The organism is Pseudoalteromonas sp. APC 3355, assembly GCF_030407615.1.
GTDB classification, from domain to species: Bacteria; Pseudomonadota; Gammaproteobacteria; order Enterobacterales; family Alteromonadaceae; genus Pseudoalteromonas; species Pseudoalteromonas distincta.
This window is the reverse complement of sequence record NZ_JASDDB010000009.1, coordinates 1-15495: the sequence shown is the minus strand read 5'-3', so window position 1 is coordinate 15495 and position 15495 is coordinate 1. Positions and strand designations below refer to the sequence as shown.

Below are 15495 nucleotides of genomic sequence, written 5' to 3'. Positions count from 1 at the left end.
TTACTCGAAAAAATATAAATAGAGGAAACGATGGCGAATTATAGCACCAACGAGTTCAAGGGCGGCCTAAAAATTATGATGGACGGCGAGCCTTGCAGTATCTTAGAAAATGAAATGGTAAAACCTGGTAAAGGCCAGGCGTTCAACCGTGTTCGTATCCGTAAACTTATCTCTGGTAAGGTGCTTGAAAAAACCTTTAAATCGGGTGAATCAGTTGAAGGTGCTGATGTAATGGATACAGATTTAGCGTATCTATACACAGACGGCGAATTTTGGCATTTCATGAACAACGAAACATTTGAGCAAATTGCTGCTGACGAAAAAGCACTAGGCGATGCAGTTAAATGGTTAGTTGAAAATGATTTATGTACAATCACATTATGGAACGGCAGCCCTATTGCTGTTACACCACCTAACTTTGTTGAGCTTGAGATCACTGAAACAGATCCTGGCCTTAAGGGTGACACAGCGGGTACTGGTGGTAAACCAGCAACGCTTAGCACAGGCGCTGTAGTACGAGTTCCATTATTTGTACAAATTGGCGAAGTAATTAAAGTAGACACTCGTAACGGTGAATACGTAAGCCGTGTTAAGTAAGCTTTAACATTGTTTATAAAATCCCAGCTTAAGCTGGGATTTTTTTTGGAGAAAATATGTCAGCAGATCTTTGGGCCCCAAGCGCAAGCATTGAAACGCTAAAACAACGTGCAGCGATATTACGTAGCATTCGTGAGTTTTTTTATACGCGTAATGTAATGGAAGTAGAAACGCCGAGCTTAAGTGCTGCCAGTGTAACCGATGTGCACTTAGCCAGTTTTAACACCACATTTGTAGGTCCAGGGCACGCAGGTGGGCTTCCTCTTTTTTTACAAACATCTCCAGAGTTTGCTATGAAACGCTTGTTAGCAGCAGGCTCAGGCGCTATTTTTCAGCTTTGTAAGGCATTTAGAAATGAAGAAGCGGGTAGCCATCATAATCCTGAATTTACTATGCTGGAATGGTATCGCCCAGGCTTTGATGAGTTTGCACTTATGGATGAAATGGATGAACTAATGCGGCTTGTTTTAGATGTTGAGCCGGCAACAAGGCTTACTTATCAGCAAGCGTTTGAACAAGCACTTGGGCTCGATCCGCTAACAGCGAACATAGAGCAATTAAAGCAACTAGCGTGTGAGCATGGATTTGCTGATATAGCCCAAAATGAAACGCATAAAGATACCTTACTGCAATTATTATTTTGTATGAAAGTGGAGCCCACAATAGGACAAAATAAGCCATGTTTTGTGTATCACTTTCCAGCTTCTCAAGCGGCACTTGCACAAATTTGTGAACACGATACACGCGTAGCAGGGCGCTTTGAGCTTTATTACAAAAATATGGAATTGGCGAATGGCTTTAACGAACTCACAAATGCCAGCGAGCAAGCTAAACGTTTTAATGAAGATAACGCATACCGCGCTGAAAACGGTTTAAAGCAAGTGCCAATGGATACGCGTTTAATTAAAGCGCTGGAGCATGGATTACCTCAGTGCGCAGGGGTGGCTTTGGGTATAGATAGGCTTGTAATGCTCGCAACAAATAAAGAAAAAATTAAAGACGTAATCGCGTTTGATATGCAAAGAGCGTGATGCTTGGCTTGTAGGCGTAGGTGGAAAACCTGTAGGTGCGAATTTATTTCGCGCTCATGTAAATTAACTTTATAAATAAGCGAGGTATAAAACCTCACCTACAATAAACATCAACCCCAACAACCTACGGCAAACTTGTAGGTGCGAATTTACTTCGCGCTCGTGTAATTTAACTTTATAAAAAGCGAGGTATAAAACCTCACCTACAAATAAAAAACACCGCGTTTAAATTAAACGCGGTGTTTTTTATTGCTTGCTGTAGCTTTCATTTGAAAGCCAACGGCTATGCTTTACAGATTAAGTGTGAACGTAACACCTGCTACGCGAGGCTCACCTAATTGTGTATAGGTATGCGTTGCGTAACCATCTTGTGGGTCATTACCAAATTCAAAACCACGTGTAGGGACTGTTTCGTCAAACACGTTACGAGCCCATGCGCGAACTGCCCACATGTCTGCTTCGTAGCCAAAGCTTAAGTTAACTAAGTTGCTGCTTGGTGCTTGTGAATTGTGACTATCTGAGAAGTAGTAATCGTCCTTACCTTCAATACCAACCATGCCGTAAAATGCGTTAGTAAAGTTGTAACGTGCAGTAAACGCATACTGGTATTTAGGTGACTGTGCTTGTTCGCGACCGTCTTGATTTAAGCCTGATTGTGTTACAAAGTCGTCAATTTCAGTGTTTAAGTAACCAGCACTACCTGTTAAAAATAGATTATCAGTTAGTTGGTAACTACCTTCAACTTCAAGTCCGTAGTTGCTACCAGAACTTGCGTTATCAACATAACCGGTAAATTGCTGGCCTTCTACTTGCCATGCTTTTAACTGAATATCGTCGCGGTGCATGTAAAATGCAGCTAAGCGAAGTGTAAATTTGTCATCAAGTGATGAGCCTTTAACACCAAACTCACCACTCCATAAATATTCAGGGTCAAAACTGGTGTGTTGCTGGAAAAAATCAGCGCTTAGGTTTAAGCCTTCATCTTTCGCTTTAGCTAGTGCTTCTGAGTTAATACCGCCAGCTTTGTAGCCACGCGTGATACTGGTATAGATCATCGTACGATCAATTACTTGATATTCAAGTGCTATTTTACCGCCAACCATTACGTCGTCAGTATCTTGTATAAAGCCATTACTATCGGTGTAGTCGCCTTGGTATTGCTCTACACGTAAACCTGTAATTAATGTTGTTTTAGGGCCAATTGGAGTTGCTACTTGACCATATACAGCAACGTTACTCGTTTCGTAAGTTGAAGAAAATGGGCTTGCTAGCCATGTGTATTGGCGCTCTAAGTCAACGTCACGGTTTTGGTAATAAATACCCGCAACCCAGTTACCTGTTTTAGAATTAAACTGTAAATCTACAGACTGATCGTCGCGATCGCGGCTGTAAAGATCGGTTGAGCTGTATCCATCTGGATGTAAGCCTGCAGCACATAACTTTGGCTCACTTGTATCGTTACATACCCAGTCTTCGTCAAAGCTGTAAAGTAATTCGGTATCGATAGCCGAGAGGTTTAGATTTACATCAAAAGCGTCAAAACCCGTGTAAGTATTATTAACACCGATTGCGTAGCTTTGTTGATTATCTTGCCCTGGCTCATCGGCAACACTATTGCGGCTGTTATCAAGCGTAAATGCATCGTAACCGTTGTTTATATCAATATAGTGAAGGTTTAACTCAGTATTTAAATGCTTTGTAAGCTGACTGTTTATTTTAAAGCGGGCTACTTGTTCGTCTTGATTTTGTGTTTCGTCATTTAAGTACAAGTTATCTACGTAACCGTCTGACTTTCTGCGAAAGTAGCTAACGCGTGCGCTAGTGTCATCTGTTAAGCCTGTGCTTGCTGCAATGCCTGCTTCACGTGTGTTGTATGTGCCAGCACCTACTTGTAATTTTAAACTTGGATCGCTCGTGGCTTTAGCTGAACCCATTTGGATCATACCCGCCATGCCGTCTGCGCCAAAGCGTGTACCTTGTGGGCCACGATAAATTTCTACTTGGTCTATATCAAATAATAATGAGCTGCCACCAAGACCAGAATAGTTAATGCCATCAATTACTAAGCCTACAGATGGATTAATAGGGTCTACAAATTGTGAGCGAAGTCCCACGCCACGAATTTGGATGTAACGACCACGCGACGCACCAGATGCAAAATTTACATTGGCGGCACTGCCTAACATTTCGTCTAAGTAACTTGCACCACGTTGATTAATTTCATCTTCGCTGAATAAGCTCGCACTCGCGCTTAAAGTTTGAATGCTTTCGCGCTGAAAATCGCCGGTTACAACAATTCTTTCTAGGTCGCTATCATCAGCGTTAGCTGCAATTGGTGCACCAAGCAGCGGTAAAAGTGCGGCAGTAATTAAAGACAAACGTAAGTTCATTGGGTTACTTAACTCCATTTTAGGGACTCGTATGGTAGCAATTATTTAAACACATGTGCTATAAACGCGGCAATTATACGTTAAATAATCAGGATTACTAATATGACCTTTAAAGTTGACTTCAAAGTACGTGATTACGAATGTGACTTACAAGGTATCGTAAATAACAGTGTTTATTTTAATTATTTAGAGCATGCTCGCCATGAATTTTTGTACGCACACGGTATTGATTTTGCTCAATTAGCGAAAGATAAAATTAACCTAGTCGTGATGCGCAGCGAAATGGACTATAAACATTCACTATTACCTGGGGATGAATTTTATGTGGCTGTAGAGCCGCAGCGTATTAGTCGTTTAAAATTTGCGTTTAAGCAAACGGTTATACGTAAAAACGATGAAAAAGTAATGCTCAATGCACTGGTTATAGGAACGTCCGTTAATGAAAAAGGTAGGCCGTTTTTACCAGAGCAAATAGATAACGTATTCAAAACTACAACTTAGTGCTTAATTGTATAACTTTTAAACTATCATAGAACAAAAATTTACATTTAAAACATGCATTTTTAACGGATAAAGGGCATAAATATTGTTACAATTATATTAATTAGACAATTAGTTAGTAGTAGCATGAAATTAGCAGCAATACCGATGCTTATAGTCGGTTTATGTGTTGGTTGCGCATCAACAGGGACGGTTACCAGTGAGCAGCTTAAATACACCCAATGGCAATTATCACGTGTTGATGGTTTAGCAATTCCACCTTCGTTTAATGCATCAATGAGCTTTATTGAGGCACTGCAAGTAAACGGTTTTGCTGGCTGTAACAAATTTTTTGGTGAGGGCTCGCTTGAAGAAAGTAACCTTACCGTAAGTAAATTAGGAATGACGCGCAAGTCGTGCGGCGAAGACCTTGATGAGTTTGAGCAGCAGCTATTGCAAGCCTTAAAGCAAGGTGCCGAGCTTAAAATGCAAGACCAGCAATTAGTCATGCAAGGCGAGCAAACATTTGTGTTTATCCCTAAATAATTTTAAGTTTTTGAAAAACAGCCCCTTGCGGGCAGTTTTTAACTGACGTACACTCAGTGCAGATTTGTTGGGTAATACCTTCAAATCAATGAACAGAATTTATATATCAATACTTGTCGGAGTGCCAAAGCTAAGTAATTAGTTTGTGGCTGAGATCGCGAAAGCGGGATCCGTGAACCTGATCAGGTTAATACCTGCGTAGGGAACAAGCTGCCTAAATCAGGACGCTTGTGCGTCTTTTTTTATGCGCACAATAAAGTGATTTTGTTTTTTTAGGCTGCAAAGTAGCATGTACGCTACTTTACGATCTTTCTCTATTCCTCGGAATATCTGACAAGACAACCCTTAAGCAATGAGGCAAGTCATGTCAAATACTACAAATAAAGCGTCACGCCGAGAAACTCGTGCTGCCGCGTCTGAATATATTTATAACTTAACGGGTCAACCGTTCCCAAATTCTCATAAAGTATACGTTGAAGGTATCCAGCCTGGCGTGCGCGTTGGTATGCGTGAAATCACATTAAGTGATACGTTTATTGGCGGCACAGATGAATACCCTGTTTATGAGTCAAATGATCCGCTACGTGTTTACGATACGTCGGGTCCTTATACAGATCCTAATTTTGAACTTGATGTACGCAAAGGCTTACCAAAATTTCGTGAGCAATGGATTGAAAACCGTGGTGACACCGAGGTTTTAGAGTCAGTGACGTCACAGTTTTCGCAGCAGCGCATGGCAGATGAAGGACTGGATCATATTCGGTTTGATCACCTTCCAAAAATTCGCCGTGGTATCGCGGGTAAAAACGTAACGCAAATGCACTACGCACGCCAAGGGATTATAACTCCTGAAATGGAATACGTAGCCGTTCGCGAAAATATGGGACGTGCAGAAATTCGTAAAGAATTACTAGCCGCTCAGCATAAAGGCGAGTCGTTTGGTGCGAGTATTCCTGAATTTATTACCCCAGAATTTGTACGCGACGAAATAGCCCGTGGTCGCGCTATTTTACCAAATAATATAAACCATCCAGAAACAGAGCCTATGATTGTAGGTCGTAACTTTTTAGTAAAAGTTAACGCCAACATTGGTAACTCATCGGTCAGCTCATCTATTGAAGAAGAAGTAGAAAAAATGGTGTGGTCTACCCGCTGGGGTGCAGACACCGTGATGGACTTATCAACGGGGCGTTACATTCACGAAACGCGCGAATGGGTTGTACGTAACTCGCCTGTCCCTATTGGCACAGTACCGATTTATCAAGCGCTTGAAAAAGTAAACGGTGTGGCTGAGGATTTAACGTGGGAAATTTTCCGCGATACGCTTATAGAGCAAGCCGAGCAGGGCGTTGATTACTTTACTATTCACGCGGGTGTATTACTTCGTTACGTACCAATGACGGCTAAACGCGTGACCGGTATTGTATCGCGCGGTGGCTCAATTATGGCTAAGTGGTGTTTGGCGCATCATAAAGAAAATTTTTTATACACGCACTTTGAAGACATTTGCGAAATTTTAAAACAATACGATGTGTGTTTTTCATTGGGTGATGGACTTCGCCCAGGCTCTATTGCTGATGCTAACGATGAGGCGCAGTTTAGTGAGCTACGCACATTAGGTGAACTGACTAAAATTGCGTGGAAGCACGATGTACAGGTATTTATTGAAGGCCCTGGTCATGTGCCAATGCACATGATTAAAGCCAATATGGATGAGCAATTAAAGCATTGCGACGAAGCGCCATTTTACACTTTAGGCCCGTTAACGACCGATATTGCACCAGGGTACGATCATATCACCTCTGGTATTGGGGCGGCTCAAATAGCATGGTACGGCTGTGCAATGCTGTGTTATGTAACACCTAAAGAGCATTTAGGTCTGCCAAATAAAGAAGATGTTAAAGAAGGCTTAATTACCTACAAAATTGCAGCGCATGCCGCTGATTTAGCAAAAGGGCACCCAGGCGCGCAAGAGCGCGATAACGCCTTATCAAAAGCACGCTTTGAGTTTAGATGGCATGACCAATTTAATATTGGTTTAGACCCTGACCGTGCTCGTGAATATCACGATGAAACCTTGCCGCAAGAATCAGGCAAAGTAGCTCACTTTTGCTCTATGTGTGGTCCTAAATTTTGCTCTATGAAAATTAGCCAAGAAGTACGCGATTACGCTAAAGATTTAGAAACACGCGGTATTGATCCAAATGATGCTGGCGAGGCTATTGAAATCAAAATGGTTGATGTAGAAGCCGAGATGAAAGCTAAATCAGCTGAGTTTAAGCAAACAGGCTCAGAGATTTACCACAAAGCGGTATAAAACAATTATTGCAAGAGATGCAGACGTAGGTGAGGTGTTATACCTCGCTTTCTTAAAAGTTGAAGAAGTGCGAGTGAATTCGCACCTACTAATAACTGCTTTTGGAGGTTTTCATGTCTTATAACATTGCGGTGGTGGGTTTTGGTTTAGCTGGGCGCTTAGCTGCGCTTGAATTAAGTAAACAGCACTATGTCACTGTTTTTGAAGCAGACGATGAGCATACACAAAATAGCGCAGGTAAAGTGGCAGCAGCAATGCTTGCCCCGCTTGCTGAGTCGGTTTTGTGCGAGGCTGATTTAGCTTTAATGGGTCTTGATTCAATGAAGCGCTGGCCCAGCATTATTGCAGAACTTGAAAGTGAGGTTTTTTTTCAGCAGCAAGGCACTTTGGTCATTGCGCACCAACAGGACAAAGGCGATTTACAAAGCTTTGCACAGCGTATAAAACCGCTAGCTGATCATACTGCCGAGCATATAAATGCTCAGCAAATTACAATGCTTGAACCTGAACTTGCAGCAGGGCGCTTTAATCAAGGTTTATTTTTACCCTGCGAGGGGCAAATAGATAACCAAGCATTTTATAAAGCCAGCTTTGCACAGCTCAACAAACGCAAAGTAAAGTTTGTATTTAATCAGCGCGTAACTATTAGCGACAACAAAATAAATAATCGACCATTCGATTACATTATTGATTGCCGTGGGCTTGGTGCTAAAAATACTCAAGTTGATAAACCGCTTAGAGGTGTGCGCGGCGAAGTAGCAAGGTTATACGCACCAGAGGTAAGTTTAACGCGACCAGTGCGTTTAATGCACCCGCGTTATCCAATTTATATAGCGCCTAAACCCAATAATGAATATGTAATTGGTGCGACCGAAATCGAATCGCAAGACAGCGGCGCGGCAACAGTGCGCTCAACCCTTGAATTACTTTCAGCCGCTTATACCGTACATAGCGGGTTTGCCGAAGCACGACTACTTAATATTCAAACTGGATTACGCCCCGCATTTAGCGATAACCGCCCAGAAGTATCACAAGTTGGTAATGTAATTAGCATTAACGGCTTATATCGACATGGTTATATGTTGGCGCCGGCATTAGTGGCGCAAGCAGTTTCACGAATAGAGTGAGAATAAAATGAACATTACAATTAATGGCGAGCTACTTAATGTTAATAGCAAAGCGCTCGTTGAGGTACTTCAAAGTTTTGGTGCAGCCGCGCCTTTTGCTGTTGCTGTTAATAGCGAATTTATTCCACAAAGTCAGCACAGTAACTATGTACTTAATGAAGGCGACAGTGTTGAGTTACTGTCCCCCATTCAAGGCGGATAAAGCTCATGCAAACTAAAGACTGTTTAACTATTTATGGAGAGCAAATTAAGAGTCGTTTGTTAATAGGCTCTGCGCTTTATCCGTCGCCCGATATTATGACCCAATCAATAGTCGCCTCTGGGGCTGAAATAGTAACCGTGTCGCTTAGGCGCCAACAAAGTGCAGCGGCAGGTGATGACTTTTGGCAGTTAATAAAAAACACCGGTTTAAAAATACTGCCTAATACCGCAGGGTGCCACAGTGTTAAAGAGGCCATAACGCTTGCAAAAATGTGCCGAGAGGTATTTGCCACCGATTGGATAAAGCTAGAGCTGATTGGCGATGATTACAATTTACAGCCTGACCCTTTTGCGCTACTTGAAGCGACAAAAATATTAATTAATGATGGCTTTAAAGTACTGCCTTATTGCACCGATGACTTAGTACTTTGCCAGCGCTTAAATGAGCTAGGGTGTGAGGTGCTTATGCCGTGGGGGGCGCCAATAGGCACCGGTAAAGGCTTGTTAAATAGCTATAATTTAAAAACTATTCGAGAGCGTTTACCCGATACCACATTAATAGTAGATGCAGGTTTAGGTTTGCCATCGCATGCCTGCCAAGCACTCGAAATGGGGTATGATGCGGTATTATTAAATTCAGCCATTGCAGGGGCGGGCTGCCCAATTACTATGAGCCGCGCATTTAAAGCCGCAGTTGAAGCAGGGCGCTTTGCATATCAAGCAAAAGCAATGCCTGAAAAAGACGTTGCAGCCCCATCAACCCCAACAATGGGTATGCCATTTTGGCATCAGCAGTGAAGGAAAGAATATGAATAACGTAGTGTGGACAATTGCCGGATCTGATTCGGGCGGCGGTGCAGGTATTCAAGCAGATATAAAAGCAATGCAAAGTTTTGGTGTACATGGCTGCACGGCAATTACGGCGCTTACTGCACAAAATAGTTTAGGCGTAGAGGCTATTAATGCAGTGTCTACCGATATTATTGAATCGCAGTTACTTGCGCTTGAAAAAGACATGAAAGCTAAAGTTATAAAAATTGGCATGTTAGCCAATGTGCAGCAAATTCAGTTGATCAGCGAGCATATAAGCCACTATAAAGCTAAGTGGTCTGTGCCTCCCGTTATTGTATATGACCCTGTTGCTATTGCCTCAAGCGGTGACTTACTAACAGAAGAAGACACGGTAAGTGCAATAAAAGAATGTTTACTGCCGCTAGTGGATGTAATAACCCCAAACACCCACGAAACACAGTTATTAACTGGTGTGTATTTAATTGGCCCAGCTGCAATAAAAGAAGCGGCTAATAAGCTATTAAGCTGGGGGGCAAAAGCTGTTGTTATTAAAGGCGGACATTGGGATTACCCAAGTGGCTACTGCATTGATTATTGTATTGATAGTAATACACAAAATGGCGAAGAATATTGGTTAGGTAATCAAAAAATACAAACACCGCATAACCACGGCACCGGATGTAGCATGGCTTCGGTCATTGCTGCGTGTTTAGCTAAAGACTACCCATTAAAAGATGCCTTTATTTTAGCTAAAGCATATATAAACCAAGGGCTAAAACAGTCGGTACGCTATGGCGAAGGGATTGGACCGGTTGCTCATACATCGTTCCCCACTAATTTAGCTGACTACCCACAAGTAATTGAGCCAGGGAGCTGGCTGGGTGATGAATTAGATTTTGATGTGCCGCTTGATTTTAATATGGCTGCTGATTTTGCACCTTGTGAAAGTAAGTCGCTTGGCTTATATGCGGTTGTAGATAGCACAGATTGGTTAGAAAAATGCTTACAACAAGGCATTAAAACAGCGCAGTTACGCGTTAAAAATAAAACGCAAGATGAGCTTGATGGGCTCATTAAGCAAGCTGTTGAGCTGAGCAAGAAATACAACGCACAGGTATTTATAAACGACTACTGGCAGTTAGCTATTAAGCACGGTGCATATGGCGTGCATTTAGGGCAAGAGGATTTAGAGATTGCCAATTTAGCGGCAATTAAAGATGCTGGGTTAAGGCTTGGGCTTTCTACTCATGGTTTTTATGAAATGCTGCGTGCGCATAATTATCGCCCTAGTTATATGGCATTTGGTGCTATTTACCCAACCACAACAAAAGATATGACAGGCCAAATACAAGGCCTTGAAAAGCTGATTAAGTTTGTACCACTTATGCAAAGCTACCCAACAGTAGCAATAGGCGGGATTGATTTAAGCCGTGCTGAGCAGGTAGCTAAAACAGGCGTGGGCAGTGTTGCCGTAGTGCGTGCGATTACCGAAGCTGATAATTACGTAGAGGCTATAAGCGCTCTGCAAGTGGCCATAAGCAGTGCCAATTAAAACTAACAAGGGTAATACTATCAAGGGTAAAACTAACAAGGTTGATAAACGTGAGTGAGCTAAGCGATAAAGAAACCCTGCGTTACAGCCGCCATTTATTGCTTGAAGAAGTTGGGCTTGAAGGGCAATTAGTACTTAAATCCTCAACGGTTGCAGTAGTGGGGGCTGGTGGTCTAGGTAGCCCAGCGCTTTTATATTTAGCCGCTGCAGGTATTGGAACGCTTATTTTAATTGACGATGATGAGGTGGAGCTTTCAAACTTACAACGCCAAGTGCTTTATAAAATAAATCACTTAGGACAAAGCAAGGTCGCTGCAGCGGGTAAAGTATTAGCGAGTCTTAATAATCAAATAAACATAGTAACGCATTGTCAAAAGCTAGATGAGAGTAATGCAGCTAACATGCTCAAAGGTGCTGACATCGTACTTGATTGCTCTGATAACTTTAGTACTCGCTATAGTGTAAACCGTTATTGTATTAGCAATAAAACACCGTTAATTTCGGGTGCTGCACTCGCAACCAAAGGGCAATTAATGGGCTTTGATTTTAGGCAAAGTGATAGCCCATGTTATGGCTGTGTTTTTCCACAAAGCGAAGCTACACAGGTTATAAATTGCAGTAACGCAGGAGTAATTAGCCCGCTACTTGGTGTAATAGGCTCTATGCAGGCGCAACTTACGCTCAATTTATTGCTGGGGCATGCAGAGGGGTGTGTGTTTATAACCTTTGATGCGCTTACTTTAAAGCAGCAGCATTTCAAAGTGATTAAAGATTCAGAGTGTAAAGAGTGTGGTAAATAGGTTCTTGAGGGAGTTGTGCCTTTTATTAAATGTAGCGTTAAAGAATTAAAAGCTGCGCTTTTCGCGTGAGAAAGCTCTACGTCTTGTATCTCTCATTGATAAATGATTAGCTATCATTTATCACATCGAAGTCAGTGAGCTTGCCTTTACGTCTAGTATTTAATACTGCGCTGTAGATAAAGCCCTACAACATATCAAACTTTTGCACCAAGCTTGTTGACGCACAGCTTGCTGGCGTGACGAGCAAAGCTCGTAATTTCTATGCTTTGGTGTCTTCTCATTTACTCCTATTTGTGCAATAAGATCTTAAGTGATTTATTCACAAAGAGGTTAAGAGGGCGCTTCGCTTTAGAGAAGTAAAAATAAATAATTACTATGTTTTATGTCTTCTCATTTACTCCTCTTTTGCTTCTCTTTGTGCAATAAGATTTTAAGTAATTTATTCACAAAGAGGCTAAGAGGGCGCTGCGCTTTTCGCGTGAGCAGGCTTTACGCCTACAAAAATAAAAAACCGCGTTTAAATAAACGCGGTTTTTTAATTTCAAATTAACGATTGATTTTAGTCGTTAATTTTTGCAAACGCAGTACCTAAGCGAGTAACCACTTCAGGTAGTTGATCTTCCAATATTTCAGCTTTATCAGCACCCCATGCTAGTACCACAGTAGAGCCTAATTTAAAGCGACCCATTTCTTCACCCTTTTTAAGCGTGATAGCGTTATCGCCAGTGGTTGGGTATTTCCAACTAAATACATCGCTACCTGCTGGTGGCGTGACAGTACCTGCCCAAATAGTTTCTATGCTGGCTACAATTGTTGCGCCAACAAGTACCATAGCAAGCGGACCAATCTCAGTTTCAAAAATTGCTACTACTCGTTCGTTACGTGCAAACAAGTTAGGCACGTTTTGCGCTGTAAGTGGGTTTACTGAAAATAAATCACCTGGCACGTAAATCATTTTGCTTAGTGTGCCATCAATTGGCATGTGAATACGGTGGTAATCTTTAGGCGCTAAATAAATAGTGGCAAACTTACCGCCTAAAAATGGTGTTGTATCATCTTGTGAGCCGCCTAGTAGCGCTTGTAAGCTGTAATCGTGACCTTTAGCTTGTATTAGCTGTCCGTCAACAATATCGCCTAGCTGGCTGATTGCGCCATCCACTGGATGAATGATTATATTGCTATCTTCTACCATTGGGCGCATGCCGTCTTTTAAAGGGCGAGTAAAAAATTCATTAAAGCTTTTATAATGAGCCGGATCTGGGTATTGGGCTTCGCTCATATCTACTTTATATTGCTTAATAAATAGTTTAATTAAAGTCGTTGTTAAAGCACCTGCTTTAGCTGCGGCTAATTTACCCACTACGCGTGAAATAAAGTGTTTTGGCATTGCGTACTGCATTGCGATTTTAAATTTGTCTAAACTCACAGTATTTATCCTAAATTATACGCGAGGCGCACGGGCGCCTGCACGGCCATCGGCCATTGTTTCTAAAATTCGGTGGTAGCTGTCAAAGCGCAATTGAGAAATTTTGCCATCTGCTACAGCTTCTTTAACTATACAGCCCGGATCGTTTAAATGTTTACAGTCTCTAAAGCGGCATCCGCCTATAAATTCTCTAAACTCTTTAAAGCACCAGGTTACACGCTCAACATCTAAATGCCATAAACCAAATTCGCGAATTCCTGGCGAGTCGATTAGGTTACCGCCACTTGGTAAATGGTGAAGGCGTGAAACAGTTGTTGTGTGCTGGCCTAGGCCGCTGTTTTCAGATACTTCTTTAGTTAATATTTCAGCGTTAGGTAATACAGTATTAACGAGGGTTGATTTACCCACACCACTTTGACCAACAAAAATGTTATTTTTACCAACAAGTACTTCTTTTAATTCATCAATACCATTACCCGATATATTACTAACAAGGAGTACTTGGTAATCAAGTTTACGATAGATATCGAGAACTTTTTGTATTTCGCTAAGACCTGCGTCATCAATTAAATCTATTTTATTGAGTACTAAAATCGGCTCAATACCCATATCTTCACAGGCTATTAAATAGCGGTCGATAATACTTGGGGTAAACTCAGGTAATACCGCCGATACCATAAGTATTTGATCAATGTTAGCTGCAATAACTTTTACGCCGTCGTAAAAGTCAGGACGGGTAAGTTGCGAGCGACGCTCTTGCGTGGCTTCAATTACTCCGGCTAAATCACCTTCACTCACTTTGGCACGGCGAAACAATACCTCATCACCACACACTAAATTTGACACGGTACGTCGTATATTACAACGAAGTACATCGCCATTTTCAGTTTCGACATCGGCGTGTTGACCAAAACGACTGATCACAATTGCGCTCTCGACCTGACCTAAGTTATCGGTTTGCCACTCTTGCGCGCCTTTTTTTGCTGGTCTTGAGTCTGCGCTATTAATGCGCTTTTGGTGGTTGGCCTTGATCTGACGCGATTGGCCTTTACTTAATTTTTTCTGTTTTGCCACTGGAGGCCTATAACCTTAGTTAAATGTCGCTTTTCCTAAAAAAAGCTTTAGCTCGACGGTTGATGCTAATATGATATATCGAAATGCGTTGGATCTAAAGGAAAGCACCGCTTAGGTAATTATGACTATTAATAAATCAAATTTAATTTGGCTCGATCTTGAAATGACAGGACTCGAACCAGAGACCGATAAAATACTCGAAATTGCGACGGTTGTCACTGACGCAGACCTGAATATATTAGCTGAAGGGCCAACCATAGCTATTCATCAAAGTGATGAATTACTAAATGGTATGGACGAGTGGTGTACTACGCAGCATGGTAAGTCGGGTTTAACAGCGCGCTGTAAAGCAAGTACATTCGATGAAGAGTATGCCGTGGAACAAACGTTAGATTTTTTAAAACAGTGGGTGCCTGCAGGTGTATCACCAATGTGTGGTAATTCAATTGGGCAAGACCGCCGCTTTATGAATAAATACATGCGTGAACTTGAAGATTTTTTTCATTACCGCAATCTTGACGTGAGTACTATTAAAGAATTAGCACGTCGTTGGAAACCTGAAGTGCTTGCAAAAGTGAACAAAAAAGGTTCGCACCTTGCTTTGGATGACATTAAAGATTCGATTATGGAATTAAAAGTCTATAGAGAAAATTTCTTTAATTTGTAAAAAACACTTGCAAACACATCGGATTATTGTAGAATCCTGCCCCGCTCAAGACGATAACCCACGCGGGGTTAGTGTGTTTGAGTGATTGAATTACCATCAATAAATGTGGTGCTAGCTCAGTTTCTAGAATGTTGAACGCGACCTGTCGCGCTTAAGCGTAAAATAACTGAAGAAGTGAAAATGCGGTACTAGCTCAGTTGGTAGAGCGCGACCTTGCCAAGGTCGAGGTCACGAGTTCGAGCCTCGTGTACCGCTCCAATTTCTAACCAAAAGAAATTGTAGTGTTGAAGAAATAAAAAATGCGGTACTAGCTCAGTTGGTAGAGCGCGACCTTGCCAAGGTCGAGGTCACGAGTTCGAGCCTCGTGTACCGCTCCAATTTCTAACCAAAAGAAATTGTAGTGTTGAATGAAAATGTAATGCGGTACTAGCTCAGTTGGTAGAGCGCGACCTTGCCAAGGTCGAGGTCACGAGTTCGAGCCTCGTGTACCGCTCC

14 protein-coding genes, 3 tRNA genes and 1 riboswitch are annotated in these 15495 nt (G+C 41.9%); of the genes, 14 read left to right on the top strand and 3 right to left on the bottom strand.

Going from position 1 to position 15495, the window contains the following annotated elements; genetic code table 11:
• Positions 1-30 precede the first annotated feature (30 nt).
• Together efp and epmA are read left to right on the top strand one after the other, a co-directional pair.
• Complete coding sequence (efp, locus tag QMA08_RS12690) at positions 31-597, top strand: elongation factor P (protein ID WP_024596699.1); 567 nt, start codon at positions 31-33, stop codon at positions 595-597.
• 56 nt (positions 598-653) lie between these two features.
• Positions 654-1628 carry an elongation factor P--(R)-beta-lysine ligase gene (gene epmA / locus QMA08_RS12685; RefSeq protein ID WP_290174632.1) on the top strand — a complete coding sequence of 325 codons (975 nt, stop codon included), beginning with the start codon at positions 654-656 and terminating at the stop codon, positions 1626-1628.
• Between the two features lie 290 nt (positions 1629-1918).
• Here epmA and QMA08_RS12680 read toward each other — a convergent pair whose 3' ends face one another.
• Positions 1919-4036: a TonB-dependent receptor gene (locus QMA08_RS12680; protein WP_290174631.1), complete on the bottom strand. Its 2118-nt coding sequence runs from the start codon at positions 4034-4036 to the stop codon at positions 1919-1921.
• 84 nt (positions 4037-4120) lie between these two features.
• Between QMA08_RS12680 and QMA08_RS12675 the strand changes: the two genes are divergently transcribed.
• The 8 genes from QMA08_RS12675 (at position 4121) to QMA08_RS12640 (ending at position 11833) form a co-directional block, all read left to right on the top strand.
• Positions 4121-4519, top strand: coding sequence for an acyl-CoA thioesterase (locus tag QMA08_RS12675; RefSeq protein ID WP_182681684.1), 399 nt, complete (start codon positions 4121-4123; stop codon positions 4517-4519).
• 126 nt (positions 4520-4645) lie between these two features.
• On the top strand, positions 4646-5044 hold the full coding sequence (locus QMA08_RS12670; protein ID WP_010555269.1) for an META domain-containing protein: 399 nt from the start codon (positions 4646-4648) through the stop codon (positions 5042-5044).
• A 107-nt stretch (positions 5045-5151) separates the two neighbouring features.
• A riboswitch (TPP riboswitch) is annotated at positions 5152-5266 on the top strand.
• A 142-nt stretch (positions 5267-5408) separates the two neighbouring features.
• The gene (thiC, locus tag QMA08_RS12665) at positions 5409-7361 is read left to right on the top strand and encodes a phosphomethylpyrimidine synthase ThiC (protein ID WP_290174630.1); all 1953 of its coding nucleotides are present in this window, start codon (positions 5409-5411) and stop codon (positions 7359-7361) included.
• 113 nt (positions 7362-7474) lie between these two features.
• The gene (locus tag QMA08_RS12660) at positions 7475-8488 is read left to right on the top strand and encodes an FAD-dependent oxidoreductase (protein ID WP_290174629.1); all 1014 of its coding nucleotides are present in this window, start codon (positions 7475-7477) and stop codon (positions 8486-8488) included.
• A gap of 7 nt (positions 8489-8495) precedes the next feature.
• Positions 8496-8690, top strand: a complete 195-nt coding sequence (thiS, locus tag QMA08_RS12655) for a sulfur carrier protein ThiS (protein ID WP_024606375.1) — start codon at positions 8496-8498, stop codon at positions 8688-8690.
• 5 nt (positions 8691-8695) lie between these two features.
• Entirely contained in the window at positions 8696-9487 is a 792-nt protein-coding gene (locus QMA08_RS12650; RefSeq protein ID WP_024592345.1) for a thiazole synthase, read from the top strand.
• A 10-nt stretch (positions 9488-9497) separates the two neighbouring features.
• The gene (gene thiE, locus QMA08_RS12645; protein WP_290174628.1) at positions 9498-11033 is read left to right on the top strand and encodes a thiamine phosphate synthase; all 1536 of its coding nucleotides are present in this window, start codon (positions 9498-9500) and stop codon (positions 11031-11033) included.
• 50 nt (positions 11034-11083) lie between these two features.
• A complete protein-coding gene (locus tag QMA08_RS12640; RefSeq protein ID WP_290174627.1) occupies positions 11084-11833 on the top strand; it encodes a HesA/MoeB/ThiF family protein in 750 nt (249 codons plus the stop codon).
• 559 nt (positions 11834-12392) lie between these two features.
• Here QMA08_RS12640 and asd read toward each other — a convergent pair.
• Both asd and rsgA read right to left on the bottom strand, forming a co-directional pair.
• Positions 12393-13259 carry an archaetidylserine decarboxylase gene (gene asd / locus QMA08_RS12635; RefSeq protein ID WP_182736730.1) on the bottom strand — a complete coding sequence of 289 codons (867 nt, stop codon included), beginning with the start codon at positions 13257-13259 and terminating at the stop codon, positions 12393-12395.
• A gap of 15 nt (positions 13260-13274) precedes the next feature.
• On the bottom strand, positions 13275-14333 hold the full coding sequence (gene rsgA, locus QMA08_RS12630) for a small ribosomal subunit biogenesis GTPase RsgA (protein WP_004336055.1): 1059 nt from the start codon (positions 14331-14333) through the stop codon (positions 13275-13277).
• 121 nt (positions 14334-14454) lie between these two features.
• Between rsgA and orn the strand changes: the two genes are divergently transcribed.
• From orn to QMA08_RS12610, 4 genes are all read left to right on the top strand, one after another.
• Complete coding sequence (orn, locus tag QMA08_RS12625) at positions 14455-15000, top strand: oligoribonuclease (protein ID WP_290174626.1); 546 nt, start codon at positions 14455-14457, stop codon at positions 14998-15000.
• A 182-nt stretch (positions 15001-15182) separates the two neighbouring features.
• Positions 15183-15258 (top strand) — tRNA-Gly (locus tag QMA08_RS12620).
• Positions 15259-15301: 43 nt separating this feature from the next.
• Positions 15302-15377: transfer RNA gene (locus QMA08_RS12615), tRNA-Gly, on the top strand.
• A 43-nt stretch (positions 15378-15420) separates the two neighbouring features.
• A tRNA-Gly gene (locus QMA08_RS12610) sits at positions 15421-15493 on the top strand.
• Positions 15494-15495: the final 2 nt, after the last annotated feature.